At 60.5% G+C, this 21630-nt stretch carries 19 protein-coding genes and 1 pseudogene; 15 read left to right on the top strand and 5 right to left on the bottom strand.

The features are described 5' to 3' along the window. Positions 1-3: 3 nt before the first annotated feature. The 12 genes and pseudogenes from nuoE (at position 4) to ERD78_RS20255 (ending at position 12355) form a co-directional block, all read left to right on the top strand. Positions 4-498: an NADH-quinone oxidoreductase subunit NuoE gene (gene nuoE, locus ERD78_RS16090; RefSeq protein WP_129970397.1), complete on the top strand. Its 495-nt coding sequence runs from the start codon at positions 4-6 to the stop codon at positions 496-498. Then, entirely contained in the window at positions 495-1862 is a 1368-nt protein-coding gene (nuoF, locus tag ERD78_RS16085; RefSeq protein WP_129970395.1) for an NADH-quinone oxidoreductase subunit NuoF, read from the top strand. Before nuoE ends, nuoF begins: the two co-directional genes overlap by 4 nt. A gap of 14 nt (positions 1863-1876) precedes the next feature. Continuing rightward, a complete protein-coding gene (gene nuoG / locus ERD78_RS16080; protein ID WP_129970393.1) occupies positions 1877-4204 on the top strand; it encodes an NADH-quinone oxidoreductase subunit NuoG in 2328 nt (775 codons plus the stop codon). Beyond that, positions 4204-5277, top strand: a complete 1074-nt coding sequence (nuoH, locus tag ERD78_RS16075) for an NADH-quinone oxidoreductase subunit NuoH (RefSeq protein ID WP_129970391.1) — start codon at positions 4204-4206, stop codon at positions 5275-5277. Before nuoG ends, nuoH begins: the two co-directional genes overlap by 1 nt. Before the next feature lie 17 nt (positions 5278-5294). Then, on the top strand, positions 5295-5783 hold the full coding sequence (nuoI, locus tag ERD78_RS16070) for an NADH-quinone oxidoreductase subunit NuoI (protein WP_129970389.1): 489 nt from the start codon (positions 5295-5297) through the stop codon (positions 5781-5783). 17 nt (positions 5784-5800) lie between these two features. After that, positions 5801-6442 (top strand): NADH-quinone oxidoreductase subunit J, encoded by a 642-nt coding sequence (locus tag ERD78_RS16065; RefSeq protein WP_129970387.1) that lies wholly within the window; start codon positions 5801-5803, stop codon positions 6440-6442. Next, complete coding sequence (nuoK, locus tag ERD78_RS16060) at positions 6439-6747, top strand: NADH-quinone oxidoreductase subunit NuoK (RefSeq protein ID WP_129970385.1); 309 nt, start codon at positions 6439-6441, stop codon at positions 6745-6747. The genes ERD78_RS16065 and nuoK overlap by 4 nt, the downstream gene beginning before the upstream one ends. Positions 6748-6763: 16 nt before the next feature. Further along, entirely contained in the window at positions 6764-8788 is a 2025-nt protein-coding gene (gene nuoL, locus ERD78_RS16055) for an NADH-quinone oxidoreductase subunit L (protein WP_129970383.1), read from the top strand. After that, positions 8785-10287: an NADH-quinone oxidoreductase subunit M gene (locus ERD78_RS16050; RefSeq protein WP_129970381.1), complete on the top strand. Its 1503-nt coding sequence runs from the start codon at positions 8785-8787 to the stop codon at positions 10285-10287. Before nuoL ends, ERD78_RS16050 begins: the two co-directional genes overlap by 4 nt. A 9-nt stretch (positions 10288-10296) precedes the next feature. Further along, a complete protein-coding gene (gene nuoN, locus ERD78_RS16045; protein ID WP_167668961.1) occupies positions 10297-11781 on the top strand; it encodes an NADH-quinone oxidoreductase subunit NuoN in 1485 nt (494 codons plus the stop codon). Positions 11782-11806: 25 nt separating this feature from the next. Beyond that, positions 11807-11983: pseudogene (locus ERD78_RS20260) on the top strand (DUF2818 family protein); the annotation flags it as partial. Positions 11984-12058: 75 nt separating this feature from the next. Next, positions 12059-12355, top strand: a complete 297-nt coding sequence (locus tag ERD78_RS20255; RefSeq protein WP_371734617.1) for a DUF2818 family protein — start codon at positions 12059-12061, stop codon at positions 12353-12355. An 11-nt stretch (positions 12356-12366) separates the two neighbouring features. Here ERD78_RS20255 and ERD78_RS16035 read toward each other — a convergent pair whose 3' ends face one another. Further along, positions 12367-12828, bottom strand: a complete 462-nt coding sequence (locus ERD78_RS16035) for an Lrp/AsnC family transcriptional regulator (RefSeq protein ID WP_129970375.1) — start codon at positions 12826-12828, stop codon at positions 12367-12369. 191 nt (positions 12829-13019) lie between these two features. Between ERD78_RS16035 and serB the strand changes: the two genes are divergently transcribed. Next, the gene (gene serB, locus ERD78_RS16030) at positions 13020-13922 is read left to right on the top strand and encodes a phosphoserine phosphatase SerB (RefSeq protein WP_371734609.1); all 903 of its coding nucleotides are present in this window, start codon (positions 13020-13022) and stop codon (positions 13920-13922) included. 39 nt (positions 13923-13961) lie between these two features. Here serB and mfd read toward each other — a convergent pair whose 3' ends face one another. Continuing rightward, positions 13962-17420: a transcription-repair coupling factor gene (gene mfd, locus ERD78_RS16025; protein ID WP_129970373.1), complete on the bottom strand. Its 3459-nt coding sequence runs from the start codon at positions 17418-17420 to the stop codon at positions 13962-13964. Between the two features lie 50 nt (positions 17421-17470). On the opposite strand from mfd, the gene ERD78_RS16020 reads away from it, so the two are divergent. Together ERD78_RS16020 and ispF are read left to right on the top strand one after the other, a co-directional pair. Next, positions 17471-18205, top strand: a complete 735-nt coding sequence (locus ERD78_RS16020) for an IspD/TarI family cytidylyltransferase (RefSeq protein WP_129970371.1) — start codon at positions 17471-17473, stop codon at positions 18203-18205. Between the two features lie 58 nt (positions 18206-18263). After that, positions 18264-18758, top strand: coding sequence for a 2-C-methyl-D-erythritol 2,4-cyclodiphosphate synthase (gene ispF / locus ERD78_RS16015; protein WP_129970369.1), 495 nt, complete (start codon positions 18264-18266; stop codon positions 18756-18758). A gap of 19 nt (positions 18759-18777) precedes the next feature. Here the strand turns inward: ispF and ERD78_RS16010 are convergent, their stop codons facing one another. The 3 genes from ERD78_RS16010 to ompR all read right to left on the bottom strand — a co-directional run bounded on the left by ERD78_RS16010 (position 18778) and on the right by ompR (position 21580). Further along, the gene (locus ERD78_RS16010) at positions 18778-19326 is read right to left on the bottom strand and encodes a peroxiredoxin (RefSeq protein ID WP_129970367.1); all 549 of its coding nucleotides are present in this window, start codon (positions 19324-19326) and stop codon (positions 18778-18780) included. Positions 19327-19403: 77 nt separating this feature from the next. Further along, on the bottom strand, positions 19404-20813 hold the full coding sequence (locus ERD78_RS16005; RefSeq protein WP_167668957.1) for an ATP-binding protein: 1410 nt from the start codon (positions 20811-20813) through the stop codon (positions 19404-19406). 32 nt (positions 20814-20845) lie between these two features. After that, positions 20846-21580, bottom strand: a complete 735-nt coding sequence (ompR, locus tag ERD78_RS16000; RefSeq protein ID WP_129970365.1) for an osmolarity response regulator transcription factor OmpR — start codon at positions 21578-21580, stop codon at positions 20846-20848. Positions 21581-21630: the final 50 nt, after the last annotated feature.

Genomic DNA, 21630 nt, shown 5'->3' with positions numbered 1-21630 from the left:
ATTATGCTGCTTTCCGAACAAGCCTATCAGAGAATCGACCAGGAACTCACGAAGTTTCCCGATGACCAAAAGCGCTCAGCCATCATGGCCGCGCTCGCCATCGCCCAGGACGAAAAAGGATGGGTCTCCACAGACGTCATCAATGATGTCGCCGCCTATCTGGGCCAGCCCGCTATCGCTGTCCAGGAAGTCGCCACGTTCTACAACATGTTCGACACGCATCCAGTGGGCCGATTCAAGATCACGGTCTGCACCAATCTGCCCTGTGCCCTGCGCGATGGCGTCAAGGCAGCCGATTACCTGAAGCAGAAGCTGGGCATCGATTTCGACGAGACCACGCCTGACGGCATGTTTACCCTGATGGAAGGCGAATGCATGGGCGCCTGCGGCGATGCGCCTGTCATGACCATGAACAACAAGCATATGTGTGTTCGGATGTCATCGGAAAAGATTGATGCAATGATTCAGGAACTCAAAGAACATGGGGAGTCGGCATGAGCAGCGCGGGCTTCTTGCAGCAGTTTTCACAGGGCTTGACGCCTGTTCCATCGGGTGACCTCTCGACCAGCATGATTTTTCATGGCCGGCACATGTCGCCGCAGATTCTGGACGGGCTTGACGGCAGCAACTGGGGCATCGAGGACTACGTCAAGCGTGGCGGCTACGAGGCGCTGCGCAAGATCCTCACCACGGGCATGAAGCCCGAGGACGTCATTGCCGAAGTCAAGGCCTCGAGCCTGCGCGGGCGGGGCGGGGCTGGTTTTCCCACTGGCCTGAAATGGAGTTTCATGCCGCGCACGCTGCCAGGCCAGAAATACCTGGTGTGCAATTCCGATGAGGGCGAGCCGGGCACCTTCAAAGACCGCGACATTCTGCGCTTCAATCCGCATATCGTGATCGAAGGCATGGCCATCGCCGCCTTCGCCATGGGCATCAGCGTGGGCTACAACTATATACACGGGGAAATATTCGAGATCTATGAGCGCTTCGAGCAGGCGCTCGAACAGGCGAGACAGGCCGGCTTTCTGGGCGACAATATCCTCGGATCCGGCTTCGACTTCCAATTGCACGCCTTTCATGGCTATGGCGCCTATATCTGCGGCGAAGAAACCGCGCTGCTTGAGTCGCTGGAGGGCAAGAAAGGCCAGCCGCGCTTCAAGCCGCCATTTCCCGCCAGCTTCGGCCTGTATGGCAAGCCCACCACCATCAACAACACCGAGACGTTCGCCGCGGTGCCCTGGATTTTCCGCAACAGCGCCCAGGAATACCTGGAGATGGGGGTTCCGAATGCTGGAGGCACCAAGATTTTTTCGATCACCGGCGATGTCGAGCTGCCTGGAAACTACGAGATCCCGCTCGGCACGCCTTTCAGCAAGCTGCTCGAGCTGGCCGGCGGCATGCGGGGCGGGCGCAAGCTCAAGGCGGTGATTCCCGGCGGCTCCAGCGCGCCTGTGCTGCCCGCCGACATCATGATGCAAACCAACATGGACTACGACGCCATTGCCAAGGCCGGCTCCATGCTGGGCTCGGGCGCCGTGATCGTCATGGATGAAACCCGGTGCATGGTCAAGTCGCTGCTCCGGTTGTCTTATTTCTACTTCGAGGAAAGCTGCGGCCAGTGCACGCCGTGCCGCGAAGGCACGGGATGGCTGTACCGCATGGTCGAGCGCATCGAGTATGGCCACGGACGCCCCGAGGACATGGATGTGCTCGACGACGTGGCGCGCAATATCATGGGCCGCACCATTTGCGCCCTGGGCGATGCGGCCGCCATGCCGGTACGCAGCTTCATCAAGCACTTCCGCGACGAGTTCGCGCACCACATCGAGCACAAGCGCTGTGTGGTGCCCAAATATTTGTAGGTCAGGACATTCCAATGGTTGAAATCACCATCGATGGCATAAAGACAGAAGCGCCCGAGGGGAGCATGGTCATTCAGGCCGCTCACAAGCTCGGTGTGTATGTGCCACATTTTTGCTACCACAAGAAGCTGTCCGTGGCGGCCAATTGCCGCATGTGCCTGGTGGACGTCGAAAAGGCGCCCAAGGCGTTGCCTGCCTGTGCCACCCCTGTCACCAACGGCATGGTAGTGCGCACACGCTCCGAGAAGGCTGTGGCGGCCCAGAAGAGCGTGATGGAATTCCTGCTCATCAATCATCCGCTGGATTGTCCGGTGTGCGATCAGGGCGGCGAATGCCAGTTGCAGGATCTGGCTGTCGGCTACGGCGCGTCGGCTTCGCGGTACAAGGAAGCCAAGCGCGTTGTGGTGGCCAAGGAAATGGGTCCGCTCATTTCCACCGAAGCCATGCAGCGCTGCATTCATTGCACGCGCTGTGTGCGGTTTGGCCAGGAAATCGGCGGCATCATGGAAATCGGGATGATCAACCGCGGCGAGCACGCCGAGATCACCACGTTCGTAGGCAAGGCCGTGGAATCCGAGCTTTCGGGCAACATGATTGATATCTGCCCGGTCGGCGCACTGCTGTCCAAGCCGTTCAAGTTTACGGCCCGTACCTGGGAAATGGCGCGGCGCTTCTCCGTCAGTCCTCACGACAGCCTCGGTGCGAACCTGGTGGTGCAGTCCAAGCTGGATCGCGTGTTGCGCGTGGTTCCGTTCGAGAACGAGGCCGTCAATGAATGCTGGATCAGCGATAGGGATCGCTTTTCCTACGAAGCACTGTACGTCGAGGATCGTCTGGCGCACCCCATGATCAAGGGTGAAGACGGCCAGTGGCGCGAAGCGTCCTGGGCCGATGCGCTGCAGGTCGCCATGCGCGGACTGAATGCGGTGCGCGAGAATTTCGGCGCCGATCAGATCGGCGCCATCGGCAGTCCCATTGCCACCGTCGAGGAACTGGCCTTGCTGGCCCGACTGGCGCGCGGGCTGGGCTCTGAGAATGTCGATTTCCGCCTTCGCGTCACCGACCCCGGTTTTGACCAGGCGATCAAGGGCATTCCCTGGCTGGGCATGCCGGTGGCTGATCTGGGCAAGCTCGACCGCGTGCTCGTCGTGGGTTCTTTCATCCGCGCTGATCACCCGCTGATGGCGCAGCGCCTGCGCCAGGCCTGCAAGACAGGCACGCAGGTGTCCTTTATTGGCTCCGTGGCCGATGAGCCGCTGTTCCCTGTCCAGGCACGCATCAATGTGGCGCCCAGCCAGTTGCCCAACGCGCTGGCGGAAGTGGCCGTCGCGCTGGCCGAGGCTTCCCAGCAGGCAGCGCCGGCATCCTTCGAGGGCATACAGGCCAGTGAGGCGGCCCGGGCTATTGCCGCCAGCCTGGCTTCTGGCGAGAAGGTTGCGGTGCTGATCGGAAATATGGCTGTGTCGCTTGAGCAAGCCAGCCTGGTTGCGGCCAATGCCTCCGCCGTGGCTGGCGCGGCAGGCGCGACATTGGGCTTCCTCACACCAGGTGGCAACACGGTGGGCGGTTATCTGGCAGGCGCAACGCCTGCGCAAGGTGGCCTGACCGCCGAGCAGATGTTGCGCGAACCGCTCAGAGGCTACATTGTGCTTCACGCCGAGCCTGGCCTGGACAGCGACAATGGCGCCAGGGCGCTAGACACATTGAAGGCGGCGGGCTTCAAGGTTGCGCTGACTTCATACCGTTCGGCAGCCGAGGAATGGGCCGATGTCATGCTGCCGGTTTCGCCGTTTACCGAAACCTCCGGTACCTTCGTGAACGCCGAGGGCCGTGTGCAAAGCTTCAAGGGCGTGGCGGCGCCTTATGCCGATACCCGTCCGGGTTGGAAAGTGCTGCGCGTTCTGGGCAATTTGTTTGAACTGCCCGGCTTTGAGGACGAAACGTCAGAGTCCGTGCGCGACACGGTCATGGTCGGCGGCGTGGAAGCGCGGCTGTCCAACGAGGTGGCTGTCAAGCCAGGTCTTGCGTCGAAACCGGCGGGCATCGAGCGCGTGGCCGACGTGCCCATATACCGCAGCGACGCCATCGTGCGCCGTGCCGAGGCGCTTCAGGCCACAGCCGCATCGCGTGCGCCGCGTGCGCGCATCAGCGGCGCAACGCTGGCCAGCATTGGCGCGCAGGATGGCGATGTGTTGAAGTTCAAGTCGGCGCAAGGGCAGATCACCCTGTCCGCCCAACTGGACGACACAGTGGCGCCTGGCTGCGTGCATATCTCGACGGCCTTTGCGCTCACACAACCGCTGGGTGGCGGCTTTGGTGAACTTACGGTGGAGCGTGCCTGATGGAGTGGCTTACTGCAATCAATAACTTCGGCACCGAACTTATCGGGCCGACGCCCTGGCTGGTAGTCTGGACGGTCGTCAAGATCGTGATCATAGCGGTGCCCATCATTCTGTGCGTGGCCTATCTGACGTATTGGGAACGCAAGATGATTGGCGCCATGCATGTGCGCATGGGGCCGAACCGCGTGGGCTACCGTGGCTTGCTGCAGCCTTTCGCCGATGTGTTCAAGCTGCTTACCAAGGAACTTATTGTTCCTTCCAAGGCCAACAAGGTGCTGTATATACTGGCGCCGGTCGTTACGCTGATGCCGGCGCTGGCAGCCTGGGCCGTCATCCCCTTCGGGCCCGACATGGTGCTGGCCAATGTGAATGCGGGCCTGCTTTTCCTCATGGCCATTACTTCCCTGGGCGTCTATGGCGTCATCGTGGCGGGTTGGGCCTCCAACTCCAAGTACGCATTTCTGGGTGCGCTGCGTGCGGCGGCGCAGATGGTGTCCTACGAACTGGCCATCGGTTTTGTGCTGGTTACCGTGCTGCTGGTGTCGGGTACGCTCAACATGAGCGGCATCGTCGAAGGCCAGGCGCGAGGCTGGTTTGCCGAGCACGGCATCAGTTTCATGTCTTGGAACTGGCTGCCGCTGCTGCCGCTGTTCATCATCTACGTCATTTCAGCCGTGGCGGAAACCAACCGCCATCCCTTCGACGTGGTCGAAGGAGAGTCGGAGATCGTGGCGGGGCACATGGTGGAATATTCGGGGATGGGTTTTGCCCTGTTTTTCCTGGGCGAGTATGCCAACATGATTCTGCTGTCCGCGCTGGCATCCATCATGTTCCTGGGCGGCTGGATGCCGCCACTGGATTTCGCGCCCTTCACCTGGGTTCCCGGCTGGCTGTGGCTGGGCCTGAAGGCATTTGTCGTGGTTTCGATGTTTATATGGTTCCGTGCGACGTTCCCCCGTTATCGCTATGACCAGATCATGCGCCTGGGCTGGAAGGTATTTATTCCTTTTACCGGCATATGGCTGCTGCTCGTGGCGATCTGGATGCAAACGCCCTGGAATATTTGGCAATAGGACACAGGGACAAGATTATGGAAGCTATCAAGGATTTTTTCGGCAGCCTGATGCTGTCCGAGATGTTCAAGGGCATGAAGCTCACGGGCAAGTACTTTTTCCGCCGCAAGATCACCTTGCGCTATCCCCAGGAGAAGACGCCCGCATCGCCCCGTTTTCGCGGCCTGCACGCATTGCGCCGCTACCCGAACGGCGAGGAGCGTTGCATCGCCTGCAAACTGTGTGAGGCGGTTTGCCCGGCATTGGCCATCACCATCGAGTCGGCCGAGCGTGAGGACGGCACGCGCCGCACCACGCGCTACGACATCGACCTGGCAAAATGCATTTTCTGCGGCTTTTGCGAGGAGAGCTGTCCGGTCGACTCCATTGTCGAGACACACATTTCCGAGTATCACGGTGAAAAGCGGGGCGACCTGTACTACACCAAAGACATGCTTCTGGCCATCGGCGATCGGTACGAATCCGAAATTGCGCGCCGTCGCGCCGAAGATGCACCTTATCGTTGATGGCGGACCCGACACCCATGATTTTTTCTACAGTCCTGTTCTATCTGCTGGCCATCATCCTGGTCATCGCGGCCTTTCGCGTCATAACGGCCACCAGCCCCGTGACCGGCGTGCTGCACCTGATCCTGACATTTTTCACCGCGTCCATGCTTTGGATGCTGCAAGGCGCGGAGTTCCTGTCACTATTGCTGGTGCTTGTGTATGTGGGCGCCGTCATGGTGCTTTTCCTGTTTGTCGTGATGATGCTTGACATGCGCATGGAGAAGCTGCGCGCGGGCCTCAAGACCTATCTGCCGCTGGGCCTGGTCATCGGTTTGGTTATGGTGCTGGAAATGGCGTTTGTGGTGGTCAGCACATGGCTGGATGCCGGGCCGGCCGCACAGATTGCCAACGATTACGACAACACCCGCGCGCTGGGCGTGGCCATGTACACCGATTATGTCTTTGCTGTTCAGGTTGGCGGGGTGATCCTGCTGGTGGGCATGATCGCCGCCATCGCGCTGACACTTCGCAAGCGCGCAGACTACAAGCGTACGCGCCCCTCCGAGCAGATTCGTGTGCGGGCGCAGGACCGCGTGCGCCTCGTAAGCATCGCATCGCAGACGGAAGCGCCTGCCGCGCCCGTCCAGGCTGAGCCGGCTCAAGGGGACAACACATGACACTCACACTCGCGCATTACCTGGTATTGGGCGCCATCCTCTTTGCCATTGGCGTTTTTGGCTTCTTTCTCAACCGCCGCAATCTGATCATTCTGCTCATGTCCATCGAGCTGATACTGCTCGCGGCCAATATGAACTTTGTGGCGTTTTCCACCTGGTCGGGCGACCCGGCGGGGCAGGTGTTCGTATTCTTTGTCCTGACCGTTGCCGCCGCGGAGGCCGCCATCGGCCTGGCGATTCTGGTGTTGCTGTTCCGCAACCTGAAAACGATCAACGTCGAAGAACTTGACCAGCTCAAGGGTTGATGGGATTGCACATACTATGAATTCGACAAGTCTCTATCTTCTGATCGCCCTGGCTCCCCTCGCAGGCGCCATTCTCGCCGGGTTGTTCGGCACGGGCTTCCTGGGCCGGCTGGTGAGCCGCCGCGGCTCGCATCTCATCACCATTACGGGTGTGGCCATTTCCTTCGTGGGCTCGGTCATTGTACTGTTCCAGGTGCTGGACGGCCATACCTTCGACGGCGCACTCTACACCTGGACAGTGATCGGCACGACGAAATGGGAGCTTGGCTTCCTGATCGATCCGCTGTCCGCGCTGATGATGGTGGTTGTCACGTCGGTGTCGCTCATGGTGCACATCTACACCATAGGCTACATGGCGGACGATCCGGGCTACCAGCGTTTCTTTGCCTATATTTCGCTGTTCACGTTCTCCATGCTCATGCTGGTCATGTCCAACAACATGGTGCAGCTGTTTTTTGGCTGGGAAGCGGTGGGCCTGGTGTCGTACCTGCTGATCGGCTTCTGGTACACGCGCCCAACAGCGGTGTTTGCCAACCTCAAGGCCTTTCTCATAAACCGCGTCGGCGATTTTGGTTTCGTGCTGGGGATTGCGCTGCTGTTTGCCTACACGGGCAGCATGCATTACGGCGAGGTGTTTGCGCAGGCCGACAAGCTTGCGGGCATGACATTCCCCGGCACCGGCTGGCAACTGCTGACGGTTGCATGTATCTGCCTGTTCATCGGCGCCATGGGCAAGTCGGCCCAGGTTCCGCTGCATGCATGGCTGCCCGATTCCATGGAAGGCCCCACACCCATCTCGGCGCTGATCCACGCGGCGACCATGGTCACGGCCGGCATCTTCATGGTGGCGCGCTTCTCGCCGGTATTCGAGCTGTCTGACACGGCGCTGTCCTTCGTGATCGTGATCGGTGCAATCGGAGCGCTGTTCCTGGGCGTGCTCGGCATTGTTCAGAACGACATCAAGCGCGTCATTGCCTATTCCACGCTATCCCAGCTTGGCTACATGACTGTGGCGCTGGGGGCTTCGGCGTATTCGGCCGCGATATTCCACCTGATGACGCATGCGTTCTTCAAGGCGCTGCTGTTCCTGGGTGCGGGGTCGGTGATCATCGGCATGCATCATGATCAGGATATCCGCAACATGGGCGGGTTGCGCAAGTACATGCCCATTACCTGGATCACCTTCCTGATAGGCACGCTCGCTCTGGTGGGTACGCCGTTTTTCTCGGGCTTCTACTCGAAGGAGCACATCATAGAGGCCGCGGGCGCGGCCGATGTCTGGGGTGCGGGCTTTGCGTATTACGCCACCACCATTGGCGTGTTCGTGACATCGCTGTATTCCTTCCGCGTCTATTTCCTGGTTTTTCATGGCAAGGCGCGTTTCGATGCGCACGCATCGCACAGTCACGATGCCCATGGGCACGACGCGCACGAGGACGACGGCCATGGCCACCACGGCGGCGCGCCGCATGAATCACCCTGGGTGGTGACCCTGCCGCTGGTGCTGCTGGCCATACCTTCGGTCGTTGCAGGCGCCTGGTTCATAGACCCACTGTTGTTCGACGGCTATTTCGAAGGCGTCATCGCCACGCTGCCCCAGCATCCGGCCATGGAAGATCTGGCACATCATTGGCACGGCTGGGTGGCGTTCGCGCTGCATGGCTTCACGTCGCTGCCGTTCTGGCTCATGATCGCAGGGCTGGTCGTGGCCTGGTACTGCTATCTCGTGAATCCGAGCGTACCTGCGGCCATCCACAGCCGGCTGTCGTTCATCAACCGGATTCTCGACAATAAGTACTACGCCGACTGGTTCAACGAGCAGGTGATTGCGCGCGGCGCCCGCGCGCTGGGCCGCGGATTCTGGCGTGCGGGCGATCGCGGCCTTATCGATGGCGTCATGGTCAACGGCAGCGCGCGTGTCGTGGGCTGGGTGGCGGCAGTCGGACGGCATCTGCAGTCCGGCTACATCTTTCACTACGCCTTTGCGATGATCATCGGGATCATGGCTCTAATCACCTTTTTCGTATTGACGGTTCAATGATGGCTAGCGACATGGCGTCCTCTACTTTTCCCTGGTTAACGCTCGCGATCTTTGTCCCCATCATTGCGGGGCTTGTTGTGCTGATCGTTGGCCGCGACGACCGCCCGGGCATGACGCGTACCGTGGCGTTGATCGGCTCCGTGCTGGCTTTCCTGGTCACGCTGCCGCTCTATACCGGGTTCGATCCTTCCACGGCCAATATGCAGTTCGTCGAGCTCAGGCCTTGGATCGAAACCTTCTCGATCAACTACCACCTGGGCATCGATGGCATTTCGGTGTGGTTCGTGTTGCTTACGGCCTTCATCACCATCATCGTCGTTCTGGCAGGCTGGGAAGTCATCACCAGCCGCATCGCCCAGTACATGGGGGCATTCCTGATCCTGTCCGGCCTCATGGTGGGCGTTTTCTGCGCCCTGGACGGCATGCTGTTCTATGTCTTCTTCGAGGCCACGCTCATTCCGATGTATCTGATCATTGGGGTATGGGGCGGCCCGAACCGGGTATACGCGGCGCTCAAGTTCTTCCTGTACACGCTGCTGGGCTCGCTACTGACGCTGATTGCCTTCATCTATCTATGGCACGCATCGGGTGGGTCATTCGATATCATGAAGTGGCATGAGGTTCGCCTTGGCTATACGCCGCAGATCCTAATCTTTGTTGCGCTGCTTGCAGCCTTTGCCGTCAAGGTGCCCATGTGGCCGGTGCATACCTGGCTGCCCGATGCGCACGTCGAAGCGCCCACAGGCGGCTCGGTTGTGCTGGCGGCCATCATGCTGAAACTGGGCGCCTACGGTTTTCTGCGCTTTTCCCTGCCGATCACGCCGGATGCCTCGCACAGCCTGGCTGGCATGATGATCGTGCTGTCCCTCATTGCCGTCATCTATATCGGTCTGGTGGCCATCGTCCAGGACGACATGAAGAAGCTCGTGGCGTATTCTTCGGTCGCGCACATGGGTTTTGTCACATTGGGCTTCTTCATCTTCAATACCGCGGGTGTCGAGGGCGCCATCATTCAGATGATTTCGCATGGCTTTGTATCGGGCGCCATGTTTCTTTGCATAGGTGTACTCTACGACCGCCTGCATACGCGCCGTATTGCCGATTATGGCGGCGTTATCAATGTCATGCCGCGCTTCGTCACGTACTTCGTGCTGTTTTCCATGGCCAATGCCGGCCTGCCCGCAACCAGCGGCTTTGTCGGCGAGTTCACGGTCATCATGGGCGCGGTCCAGCATAATTTCTGGGTTGGCCTGCTTGCGGCCGTGGCGCTGATACTTGGGGCCTCATACTCGCTCTGGATGGTCAAGCGCGTGGCCTTCGGCGATATCGCCAACGATAACGTGCGCGGCATGTCCGATCTCAGCGCGCGGGAATTCTTCATCCTGGGCCTGATGGCCATTGCGGTGCTGTACATGGGCATCTATCCGAAGCCGTTCACTGACGTCATGCACGTCTCGGTGCAACACCTGCTGGAGCATGTCTCCGTCTCGAAACTGTAGACCTGAACTATCATGCAAAACCAATATCAATTCGCCATGGCTGCGCCCGAGATACTGCTGCTGGTCCTGGCCTGCGCGACCCTGCTGTTCGATGCCTTCAGCAAGTCGGACAGACGGCACGGCACATTCCTGGTCAGTATCGGCTCGGTACTTCTACTGGCGCTGCTGTCGCTCTGGCAATGGAACAGCGGCGTGCAGGGCAATGCATTCGGCGGCCTGTATGTGGCCGATCCGCTGTCGCACCTGCTGAAGGCGCTGTCCTGCGCTGTGGTGGCCGCGACACTGATCTATGGCCGGGAGTACGTCGAGGTGCGTGGCATGGTGGGCAACGGCGGAGAGTTTTATTCGCTATCGCTGCTGGCCCTGCTGGGGCAGTATGTCATGATTTCAGCCGGCAGCATGCTGACGGTGTATCTGGGCGTCGAGCTGATGTCCTTCGCACTGTATGCATTGGTGGCGCTTCGCCGCGATGATGTCAATGCTACCGAGGCAGCCATGAAGTATTTTGTGCTGGGTTGCCTGGCCTCGGGCATATTGCTGTATGGCATGTCCATGATTTACGGCGCCACAGGGCAGTTGAATCTGCGTCTTATCGCCCAGGTCATTTCCAGCGGCAATGCGGAGCGTCTGCCTCTGGTGTTCGGCGTCGTGTTCATTGTCGCCGGCCTGGCATTCAAGCTTGCCGCCGCGCCGTTTCATATGTGGACGCCCGACGTCTATCAGGGTTCGCCGACGGCAGTCACGCTTATCGTCGCTGCAGGCCCAAAGCTGGCCGCGTTCGTCATTACCCTGCGCCTGCTGATTGAAGGCCTGCATGGCATTGCGATCGACTGGCAGCCGATGCTCATGGTGCTGGCGGTGCTATCGCTTGCCATCGGCAACCTGACCGCCATCGTGCAGACGAACTTCAAGCGCATGCTGGCCTATTCCACCATAGGGCAAATGGGCTTTGTGTTTCTGGGCCTGCTGTCCGGTGAAGGCGGGCAGGGCGCATCGCTGTCCTTGGCTTATGGATCTTCGCTGTTCTACGTCATCATTTACGTCATGACGACATTGGTGACGTTCGGCCTGATCCTGCTGCTGAGCCGCAGCGGATTTGAAAGCGAGGATATCGCCGACCTGAAGGGGCTGAATCGACGCAACCCGGTGCTTGCCGGCATGCTGCTGCTGGCCATGTTTTCTTTGACGGGTATTCCTCCGTTGGCTGGTTTTTATGCCAAGCTCGCCGTGCTGCAGGCATTAGTAGGGGCGGGCCATGTGGCCCTGGCCGTGGTCGCGGTGATGTTCTCGCTGATCGGCGCATTTTATTACTTGCGCGTCGTGAAGATGGCCTACTTCGATGAGCCCGAGGGCGAGCCCGCCAGCATCGAGCTCGGCGCTATCACGCGCGGTGTCATGTCCATCAATAGTCTGCTCATTCTTGCGCTGGGCATATTGCCGGGCGGACTGATGGCACTGTGCGTCCGCGTCATCGAGAGTTCGCTGCGCTTCTGAAGGCGGCGCACCACAGGTCAGGGTCATGAGTCAGTCGTTCGCGGTTTGGTTGGTGATATTGTTCTCGCTGCTTACGGCCAATTTGCCCTTCGCCGTGCAGCGACCCTTTCTGATGCTGCCTTGGGCACAGCCCGGCGAGGCACCCATGCCGGCCTGGCTGCGCTTGATTGTCTCGCTGATCTTTTTCGGGCTGCTGATAGCCCTGGGATGGTTGGCGTACTCGCTTTTGGCCGGCGCCATTATCCTTGCTGGCGACATCGGCAGCCTGTTTTCGTTCATGGCGCGTGTTGCAGGCGCATTTATTGTGCTTGCGGCATTGCTATCTTTTCCGGGCTGGCGCAGCCGCGGCCTGGCCGTGCGTAAATCCTTTTTTGACCGGCTGCTTGAGGTGCTTGTCTTCTATGGTTTGGCCGGCGTGCTGGGTTTTGCGCTGGAGGCCAATATCGGCAACCCTTTTGCGCAGACCTGGGAATTCTATGCCGTGACGCTCAGCCTGTTTCTGGTGCTGGGATATCCGGGGTTTGTGGTGCGCTATCTGCTGCGCCGGCGAAAGGCCGCAAGCAGAAAAGCGTAAGCCGCGAAGGGCTATTCGGCATAATCAAGCGGCAGGGCGGTGGTGTATTTGATCTGTTCCATTGAAAACGAAGAGCTGACATCGAACAGGTCTGCTATGCGTATGAGCTTGCGATACACGGCATCGTAACTGGCGATGTCCGGCACCACCACGCGTATCAGGTAGTCGACGTTGCCGCTCATTCGGTAGAATTCAATCACTTCGGGGATGTCCACGACCTCTCGGGCGAAGTTGTCGAGCCAGGCCTGCGTATGCTGGCTGGTCTTGATTGAAATAAATGCCGTGACGCCCAGATTGAGTTTGGCCGCGTCGCACAGCGCCACCTGCTTGCGGATGATGCCGCTTTCCTTCAGTTTTTGAATGCGCCGCCAGCACGGGGTGGGGGAGAGATTGACCGCGTCGGCGATAGCATGGATGGGTGTTTCCGCATCCTGCTGGAGAATGGAAAGAATTTTTCTATCTACCTTGTCCATTCGAATATTCATCCATGAATAAATAGATATGAAGAATATGGTACCTGTATATGGCGCATTGTGGCAAGCATGCGGGTGCCCCGCAAGCGGTAACGCTGGGCACTTCTATTTGCGCATGACAGCAGGCAGCGATGCTGCCGAGGCCTGCACCCCTGCGAGCCATGGCAGCCGGCGCCGATGAAGAAGGTAAAATGAGCGCCTTCGCCGCGTGCGCCTGTTTCGTATTCCCATCTTTGCCCATGTCCGTACACATCATTCTTCAGTCCCCCCATCTTTATGCGCCACAAGTGGAAAAAGTGGCGGCGCTGGCAAGCGCCGAAGGCGTGCAGGCCCTGGGACCCACGGCGGTTCGCCTGCTGCACGCGCAGGACGATACGCGTGCTCAGGTCGAGGCGCTATGCCTGCAGGCAGGCATGGACTGCGCCTACCTGGCCCGGATCCGGCACATTGCCGATTGCCGCATTCTTGCGATGGACATGGATTCGACGCTGGTAAACATAGAATGTATAGACGAAATCGCGGCGGCGGCGGGACGCAAGGCGGAGGTGGCAGCCATCACCGAAGCGGCCATGCGCGGCGAGATCAAGGATTTTGCCGAGAGCCTGCGCCGGCGTGTTGCATTGCTGAAAGGCGTGCCCGAGCAGGCCTTGCATCAAGTCTACGAGCACAGGCTGCAATTGAACCCGGGCGCACAACGCCTGGTGGAAACCGCACGCGGCCATGGGCTTGCCACGCTCCTGGTTTCAGGCGGCTTCACATTTTTTACCCGCAGGCTGCAAGAGCGCCTGAGACTGGACCACTGTCATGCCAATGTGTTGAAGGTCCATGAGGGCAAGCTGACAGGGGAGGTCGAGGGGCCTATCGTCGACGGCGCGGCCAAGGCGGCGCATTTGCAAGCGCTGGCCAAGGATATGGGCGCCGATCCCGAACACATCATCGCCATGGGCGATGGCGCGAACGATCTCGCCATGCTTGCCCTGGCGGAGTATTCCGTGGCCTACCGGGCCAAGCCTGTGGTGCGCGAACAGGCGCGCTTTGCCTTGAACTTCAGCCCCCTGGACGCCGTACTGAACTGGTTTCGTCTTCGTCACTGAATCCATCAGCGCACAATGGCGCCTTCCGGCCCGGGCCCATCACGCGAGGGCACGCAGCAAGGCCTTGACCGCCTCGATGCGCGCTTCCACTTTCTGCCCCTGCTTGATCTCGGCCTTTAAGCGGTCTTGTCCCGCCAGCTTCACATCGCGCCGGTTTTGCACCAGTTCGATGATGCGCAGCGGATCAACATTGGGTTTGGCGGAGAAGTGGATGGAGACAGTGGCTTCGCTGGCGTCGATCTTGATGACGCCCAGCCGCTCGGCGGCAATGCGCAGGCGGTGGGTTGCCAGCAAAGTGCGCGCGGCGTCGGGCAGCTTGCCATATCTATCCACTAGTTCTTCCTGTATGCGCAGGAGATCATCCTCGTTGGCTGCATGGGCAAGCTTCTTGTAAAGCCCCAGACGAGCGTGCACATCGGGGCAGTAGTCCGCCGGCAATAATGCGGATGCGTGCAGATTGACTTCGCACAGCGCGGAAAAAGGCGTGTCGAGATCAGGCTCTTCGCCTGACTTCAGGGCTCTGACCGCCGCATTGAGCATGTCCGAGTACATCGAGAAGCCGATTTCATGGATATTGCCTGACTGCGATTCGCCCAGCACTTCGCCAGTGCCGCGGATTTCCAGGTCGTGCATGGCCAGGAAGAAGCCAGCGCCCAGTTCCTCCATGGCCTGTATGGCTTCCAGACGTTTCTTGGCATTCGATGTCATGGCATCTTCGCCAGGCGTCAGCAGGTAGGCGTAGGCCTGGTGATGCGACCGTCCGACGCGTCCACGCAACTGGTGCAACTGCGCCAACCCCAGGCGATCGGCGCGGTGTATCACGATGGTGTTGGCCGATGGAACATCTATGCCTGTTTCGATAATGGTCGTACACAGCAGCACGTTGTAGCGCTGCTGATAAAAACCCTTCATGATCTGCTCGAGCTCGCGCTCGGGCATTTGACCGTGGGCCACGGCCACGCGCGCCTCAGGGACAAGCTCTTCAAGCATGGCCTGGCGGTTGAGAATGGTTGCCACCTCGTTATGAAGGAAATACACCTGACCGCCGCGCTTGAGCTCGCGCAGAATGGCTTCCCGGATGGTGCTTCCGTCCTCGCGGCGCACGAATGTCTTGATGGCCAGGCGCTTCTGCGGCGCTGTGGCGATGACCGAGAAATCGCGTATTCCCTCCAGCGACATGCCCAGCGTACGCGGAATGGGGGTCGCAGTGAGGGTCAGCACATCGACTTCGGCGCGTAACGCCTTGAGCGCTTCTTTTTGGCGCACGCCGAAGCGATGTTCTTCATCGATGATGACCAGGCCCAGGCTCTTGAATTTGACATCCTTGGACAGTACCTTGTGGGTGCCGATAACGATGTCTATCCGGCCTTCCTTCAGCCCTTCCACCGCTGCGGCGACTTCCTTTCCGGAGCGGAAGCGCGAGAGCTCGGCCACACGCACCGGCCAGTCGGCGAAACGGTCCGAGAAGGTCTGGGCATGCTGTTCGGCCAGCAAGGTCGTGGGACAGAGCAAAGCGACTTGCTTGCCGTTCATGACCGCAAGAAATGCGGCGCGCAGCGCAACCTCGGTTTTGCCGAAGCCGACGTCGCCGCAGACAAGGCGGTCCATGGGGCGGCCCGAAGTCATGTCGCCGATGACGGCTTCGATGGCGGCGCTCTGGTCGGGCGTCTCGTCGAAGCCGAAGCCTTCGACGAAAGTCTGGTAGTCGGCTGGCGGGAGCTTGAAGCGGTAGCCTTCGCGCGCCGCCCGCTGGGCATACAGGGCAAGCAGTTCCGCCGCCGCGTCCCGAACTTGTCTGGCGGCCTTGCGCCGTGCCTTGTCCCACTGGCCGGAACCGAGTTGATGCAGGGGAGCGTGCTCCGGATCGGCGCCGCTGTAGCGTGCGATGACATGCAATTGCGAAACCGGCACATACAGTGTGCTTCCGCTTGCGTACTCCAGATGCAGGAACTCCATCTGGCCTTCGCCCAGATCCATTTCAACCAGGCCCTGATAGCGTCCGATACCGTGCTGGGCATGGACGACAGGGTCGCCCGCGCGCAGTTCGGAAAGATCCCGAACCATGGCTTGAACATCGGAGCTGTGTTCCTGGGCGCGGCGGCCCCGTCGCGGCGAACGGCCTTGTTCGGGATACAGGTCGTTTTCGGTGAGCAGGACGAGATGCTGGCCGAGAACGGTAAAGCCTGTGGTGAGCGGTGCAACAATCAACGCAAAGTGGCTGTCGGCGCACTGGAAGTCCTGCAGGGTCTCAATGCCGGTATCGGGCTTGATACCGAATTCCTCCAGCATCTGCAGCAGTGTTTCCCGTCTGCCGGCAGAGTCGGCGCACAGCACGATGCGATGATCGCGGGTCTGGACAACCGCGCGCAAGCTGGCCAGCGGGTCGTCCGCGCGGCGCGCCACTGCGACGCCCGGCGCACGCGCAAAGTCCGGATGCGGCTCGCCGGCGGTCAGCGCAAGGCGCGCAAAGGCCTTGAGCTGCGTAAACAAGGCCTCTTCGTCCAGAAACAGCTGGTCTGGCGGAAGAACGGGCCGTTCGCGGTCCGATTTCAGGAATTGATAGCGGCTGTGCGTATCCTGGGCGAAGCGTTGCATAGCCTGACTGATATCGCCCAGCGTGACCGTGATGGTTTCCTCGGGCAAATAGTCGAATAATGTGGCGGTATGCTCGAAAAATAGCGGCAGGTAGTATTCGACGCCGGAGAATGCGATGCCGTTGCCAATGTCGCGGTAGGGTAGTGCCCGGGACGGGTCACCCTCGAAAGTTTCGCGAAAGCGCGCCCTGAAGTGATTGCGCGCCGCTTCGTCCATGGGGAACTCGCGGCCGGGCAGCAATTGTATCTCCTTGACCGGATACAGGCTGCGCTGGGTATCGATGTCGAAGCTTCGAATGGATTCGATTTCCCTGTCGAACAGGTCGAGCCGATAGGGAAGCACGGAACCCATGGGAAACAGGTCGATGAGGCCGCCGCGTATACAGAACTCACCCGGTGCGGTAACCTGCGTAACATGGCTGTAATTGGCCAGCATGAGTTGCTGGCGCAAGGCTTCTTCGTCCAGCGTGTCGCCCTGCTTGAACGAAAACGTATACGCCGCCATGAAGGAGGGCGGGGCCAGCCGGTACAGCGCTGTGGTGACAGGCACGAGCAGCACGTCCACGGCGCGCTGCATGAGCGCATGGAGGGTGCGCAGCCGATCCGACACCAAATCCTGGTGGGGCGAGAAACTGTCGTAGGGCAGGGTTTCCCAGTCCGGCAACTGGCGTACGCGCAGATCCGGGGACAGCAGCACGATTTCATCGGCTAGCCGCTGTGCCGCCAAGGGATCGGCGCAAACCACCACCAGGGTCTTGCCGCAGGCGCGTGCAAGGTCCGCCAGAAGCCAGGCATCGCCTGAACCGGGGGGCAGAGGGTGAGCCAGCCGCTGTCCGGGCTTGAGTGCCTTGAGTATGGGACGGATGACGTTGAGGCTTGCGGGAGTTGCGGTGTCTGTAAGCATGTAGACACTCATTATAAAATGCCTTGGAATTTCTGGAGGCGGGAATACAGATGTCCAGCAAACTTGTTGCCATCGTGCCTGCTGCGGGCGTGGGCGCACGTGCGCAGGCGGCTCGATCGGGCGGCGCGGTGCTTGCGCCCAAGACCATGCCCAAGCAGTACCGGATGCTCAAGGGCGAGCCCATGCTGCGTCGCTCGGTGCGCGCGCTGCTGGCCGACAGCCGTATAGCGCAGGTCAGGGTCGCCGTCGCCCAAGGTGATCCATGGGTTGCGCAGGCGCTGTCTGGCTTGCCCCGCACCGTGTGGCGTGCCTGTGGCGGCCCCACGCGAGCCCAGACCGTCCTGTCGGCGCTGCGCGATGCGGCCCTGGACGCCGGCGACTGGGTGCTGGTGCATGACGCGGCCCGGCCGGGCCTGCCGCCTAGCGCCCTGGAACGCCTTATCGATACATGTCTTGCGCACGGCGCCGGGGGACTGCTGGCGCAGCAGGTGGCGGACACTGTCAAGCGGGCGCGCGATGCCGATGCGGGCGAGGCGAAGGCGCCGCAGGTCGTTCAGGCCTCGGTACCCCGCGATGCGCTGTGGCTGGCCCAGACGCCGCAGATGTTTCCCGCAGGCCTGCTGCTCGGCGCGCTTGAGGCGGCGGGCACGGCCTTGTCGCAGCTTACCGACGAGGCATCGGCGCTGGAACGCGCCGGCTATGCACCATGTCTGGTGCCCGGATCAGTACGCAATTTCAAGGTCACGTGGCCGGAGGACTTCGTGCTGATGGAAAAATGGCTTTAGAAGTCGCTGCGCCTCAGGGGCCGACAGCGGCTGCGGCAACACATTATCTGGAGTTGAAATGAGTTTTTCCTTTCGGATCGGGCAGGGTACCGATGTGCACGCGCTGGTTTCAGGACGGCCTCTGATCATCGGCGGCGTGCGCATTCCGCACACGCACGGATTGCAGGGACATTCCGATGCCGATGTGCTGCTGCACGCCGTTACCGACGCCATACTGGGCGCGGCGGGGCTGGGCGACATCGGGCGGCATTTTCCCGATAATGATCCGGCTTACAAGGGCGCGGACAGCCGCCTGTTGCTGCGCACGGCCTGGGCCAAGGTATCGAAGGCGGGCTGGCGCGTGGTGAACATCGATGCCACCGTGCACGCCCAGGCACCCAGGATTGCGCCCCATGCAGCCGATATGGCGGCTAATATCGCCGCCGATCTGGATATATCGCCGGCGGACGTGAACATCAAGGGAAAAACCAATGAAGGCCTGGGCTACCTGGGACGCAAGGAAGGGATCGCGGCGTCGGTTGCCGCGCTGATTGTGCGCCGCGACGGCCAGTGAGCGTCGCGGCGGCGGGAAATCAAAGGGTGTCGCCGCCCACGGCACGGTTGCATGGGCACAGCTTCTCGGTTTGCAGGCCGTCGAGCAGCCGGAGCACTTCCTCGGGGTTGCGGCCCACGCTTTGGTTGTTGACTGACACATGCTGGATGAGGTTGTCTGGATCGACAATAAAGGTTGCGCGATAGGCAACCCCATCGTGGCGGTCGCGTATGCCCAGTTGGTCGACCAGCGCACCGTTGGTGTCGCCGAACTGATAATGCATCAGCTTGGCCAGGTCGGGGTTTTCGCGGCGCCAGGCCAGCTTGACGAACTCATTGTCCACGGAACCGCCCATGAGGACGGCGTCTCGGTCTTCAAAGTCCGGTGCTAGATTGTTGAAGCCGAGGATTTCCGTCGGGCACACGAAGGAGAAGTCCTTGGGATAAAAGTAGATGATTTTCCACTTGCCTGGAAATGAGCTTTCGGTGATGTCCTCGAAAGCGGAGACGCCGTTTTCTTCAGCTTGCGTGAACCCGGGCTTTACGCCGATGACCTTGAAGGGTTCGAGTTTATCGCCTATGGTTTTCATGAAGAGATCCTGATTGTGTGTCTGGCCAGCCGTTGTGGGGCCTGACAGAAGATTCTACGCGATTCGGAGGACAGGATTCACGCCGTGCCGTGGCTGCCCGCAGCGTCTGCCGCCATGCCGCGTGTGCGGGCCTTGGGCAGCTCTATGCGGGCTACCAGGCCGCCGGTCGGACGTGAAATCAACTCCAGCGAGCCGCCCACATGGCCCAGAAGGCGCTCCACGATGGCCAGCCCAAGGCCGGCGCCACTCACGCCGGTGCGGGCGGAGTCGCCTCGGGAGAAAGGCCGCAGCAGACGCTGGACGTCGGTGGGTGCAATGCCCGCGCCGTGGTCGCGAACCTCGATCGCCAGAATATTGCCCTGCTGGCCGGCAGTCAGTTCGATGCGTGCCTTGTCATCCGACGGAGAGCGCCCGTAGCGTCGGGCATTTTCGATAAGATTGGTCACGATGCGCTTCAGATCATGCGCATTGATTTTCGCATAGAGATTTGATTCGATCGACGCGGTGAGCATGTCGCCCAGCGTTTCGGTATGGCTGCGCTCGCGCTCGTACACGTCGCGCAGCACGGAGGACACATCCACGCCCTGCTCGGGCACCATGCCCGCCGGGCGCGCGTACTCCATCAATTGTCCTATGCTGTGGTCGATCTGCGCCAGATCCTCGTCTATGGCTTGCCGGGCTTCGTCAGACACTGCGCTCATTTCGATTTCCAGGCGCATGCGGGCAAGCGGGGTCCGCAGATCGTGCGAAATACCGGCCAGCATGATCTCCCGGTCTGCCTCGGTCTGGCGGATGTCGCGAGCCATGCGGTTGAAGGCAATATTCATGTCGCGGATTTCGGCCGGGCCTTTCTCGGGAAGGGGCGAGGGCGTTTCGCCGCGCGCCAGCTGGCGGGCAACCTTGGCCAACTGCGCCAGGGGCCTGTTGACAAAGCGCACGCTGACAGCTGCGCCGATGAGTGCCAGCAGCAAGGCCGTGGCGCCCCAGCCCAGCCATTCCGCCCCCGCGGTCAGGCCGATCTGCTCGCGGTCGAACACCAGCCAGTACTCGTCGTTGTTGATTTCGAAGCTGACCCATATGCCGGAAGCGTCGTTGACGGACCACATGATATAGGTGTCGGGCCCGAGGCGGTCTTTAATTTCGGCGGCGACGTGATTCCAGTAGTTGGAATTGGGCAGTGGAGCCAGTGTGTCCGTGGGTTCGCGCGGCTGTACACGCAGGCTTTCTTTGGTGGCCAGATCAAGGAGCAGCGCGGGGCGCACGCTGGGAGGCGCGTAGATGAGCGCGGAACGCGTGATGCTGACGGCTGTTGCCACCCGCTGAGCCATTTGCTTGGCGCGCGGGCCTTCCTCCATGCTGAAAAACACCTGCAGCCACGCACCCAGGCTGACCAGCATCAGGCCGGCCAGCAACAGGAATGAGCGGCTGAATAGCCCCAGTCGGAAACGAGATTGCTTCTGGGGCCTGTGTGTGAGTTCTTGCACCATGAAGGGGCCCTGCTCAGGCTACAGGCAGGATATCAATTGCCCCCGTCAGGTACGAAGACATAGCCCAGGCCCCACACCGTCTGGATGAAGACCGGCTTGGAGGGGTTGGGTTCAACCAGCTTGCGCAGCCGCGATATCTGCACATCGAGGCTGCGGTCAAAGGCCTCGTACTCGCGTCCGCGGGCCAGTTCCATGAGTTTGTCGCGCGAAAGCGGGATCTTGGGATGGCGCGCGAAAACCTTAAGAACGGAAAACTCGCCCGTGGTAATAGGCACCTGCTCATTATTCTTGGTGAGGGTGCGGGTGGACAGGTTGAGCACGTAAGGCCCGAACTCGATGGATTCGTTTTCCTGGCTGGGAGCGCCTGGATGTTCTTCTGTGCCCCTGCGGCGCAGAATGGCATTTACCCGGGCGAGTAGCTCGCGCGGATTGAAAGGTTTGGACAGGTAATCGTCCGCGCCCATTTCCAGACCCACGATACGGTCGATTTCCTCGGCCTTGGCCGTGAGGATGATGATGGGCGTGTTGTCATGTCCCCCACGCAGGCGACGACAGATGGACAGGCCGTCTTCTCCGGGCAGCATGAGGTCGAGCACCAGCAGATCGAAATGCTCGCGCTGCCAGAGCTTGCCCATTTCCTTGGCATCTTCGGCGACGAAGACATTGAAGCCTTGTTCGGACAAGTACCGGCGCAGCAGGTCGCGCAGTCGCGGATCATCGTCAACGATGAGGATTTTGCGGGAGAGAGTTTGGTTTTGAGTGTTCATGGGGAAAATGTAACAGCGTAGAGTTAACCCGCATAGAGGGGCGTAGCAAG

It is taken from the genome of Allopusillimonas soli (assembly GCF_004153445.1).
Lineage (GTDB): Bacteria > Pseudomonadota > Gammaproteobacteria > Burkholderiales > Burkholderiaceae_B > Allopusillimonas > Allopusillimonas soli.
Note: the sequence above shows the minus strand (reverse complement) of the source record. Positions and strands in the feature narration are given on the sequence as shown.

Bases quoted from the DNA above. Each gene is read 5' to 3' on its own strand.
- serB (WP_371734609.1), top strand. From the start codon at position 13,020: ATGAGCGCCTTCGCCGCGTGCGCCTGTTTCGTATTCCCATCTTTGCCC.
- nuoH (WP_129970391.1), top strand. From the start codon at position 4,204: ATGGAGTGGCTTACTGCAATCAATAACTTCGGCACCGAACTTATCGGG.
- ERD78_RS16065 (WP_129970387.1), top strand. From the start codon at position 5,801: ATGATTTTTTCTACAGTCCTGTTCTATCTGCTGGCCATCATCCTGGTC.
- ERD78_RS16050 (WP_129970381.1), top strand. From the start codon at position 8,785: ATGATGGCTAGCGACATGGCGTCCTCTACTTTTCCCTGGTTAACGCTC.
- nuoE (WP_129970397.1), top strand. From the start codon at position 4: ATGCTGCTTTCCGAACAAGCCTATCAGAGAATCGACCAGGAACTCACG.
- ERD78_RS16020 (WP_129970371.1), top strand. From the start codon at position 17,471: ATGTCCAGCAAACTTGTTGCCATCGTGCCTGCTGCGGGCGTGGGCGCA.
- ispF (WP_129970369.1), top strand. From the start codon at position 18,264: ATGAGTTTTTCCTTTCGGATCGGGCAGGGTACCGATGTGCACGCGCTG.
- nuoL (WP_129970383.1), top strand. From the start codon at position 6,764: ATGAATTCGACAAGTCTCTATCTTCTGATCGCCCTGGCTCCCCTCGCA.
- mfd (WP_129970373.1), bottom strand. From the start codon at position 17,420: ATGCTTACAGACACCGCAACTCCCGCAAGCCTCAACGTCATCCGTCCC.
- nuoK (WP_129970385.1), top strand. From the start codon at position 6,439: ATGACACTCACACTCGCGCATTACCTGGTATTGGGCGCCATCCTCTTT.
- ERD78_RS20255 (WP_371734617.1), top strand. From the start codon at position 12,059: ATGGCGCGTGTTGCAGGCGCATTTATTGTGCTTGCGGCATTGCTATCT.
- ompR (WP_129970365.1), bottom strand. From the start codon at position 21,580: ATGAACACTCAAAACCAAACTCTCTCCCGCAAAATCCTCATCGTTGAC.
- nuoG (WP_129970393.1), top strand. From the start codon at position 1,877: ATGGTTGAAATCACCATCGATGGCATAAAGACAGAAGCGCCCGAGGGG.
- ERD78_RS16035 (WP_129970375.1), bottom strand. From the start codon at position 12,828: ATGGACAAGGTAGATAGAAAAATTCTTTCCATTCTCCAGCAGGATGCG.
- ERD78_RS16010 (WP_129970367.1), bottom strand. From the start codon at position 19,326: ATGAAAACCATAGGCGATAAACTCGAACCCTTCAAGGTCATCGGCGTA.
- nuoF (WP_129970395.1), top strand. From the start codon at position 495: ATGAGCAGCGCGGGCTTCTTGCAGCAGTTTTCACAGGGCTTGACGCCT.
- nuoI (WP_129970389.1), top strand. From the start codon at position 5,295: ATGGAAGCTATCAAGGATTTTTTCGGCAGCCTGATGCTGTCCGAGATG.
- ERD78_RS16005 (WP_167668957.1), bottom strand. From the start codon at position 20,813: ATGGTGCAAGAACTCACACACAGGCCCCAGAAGCAATCTCGTTTCCGA.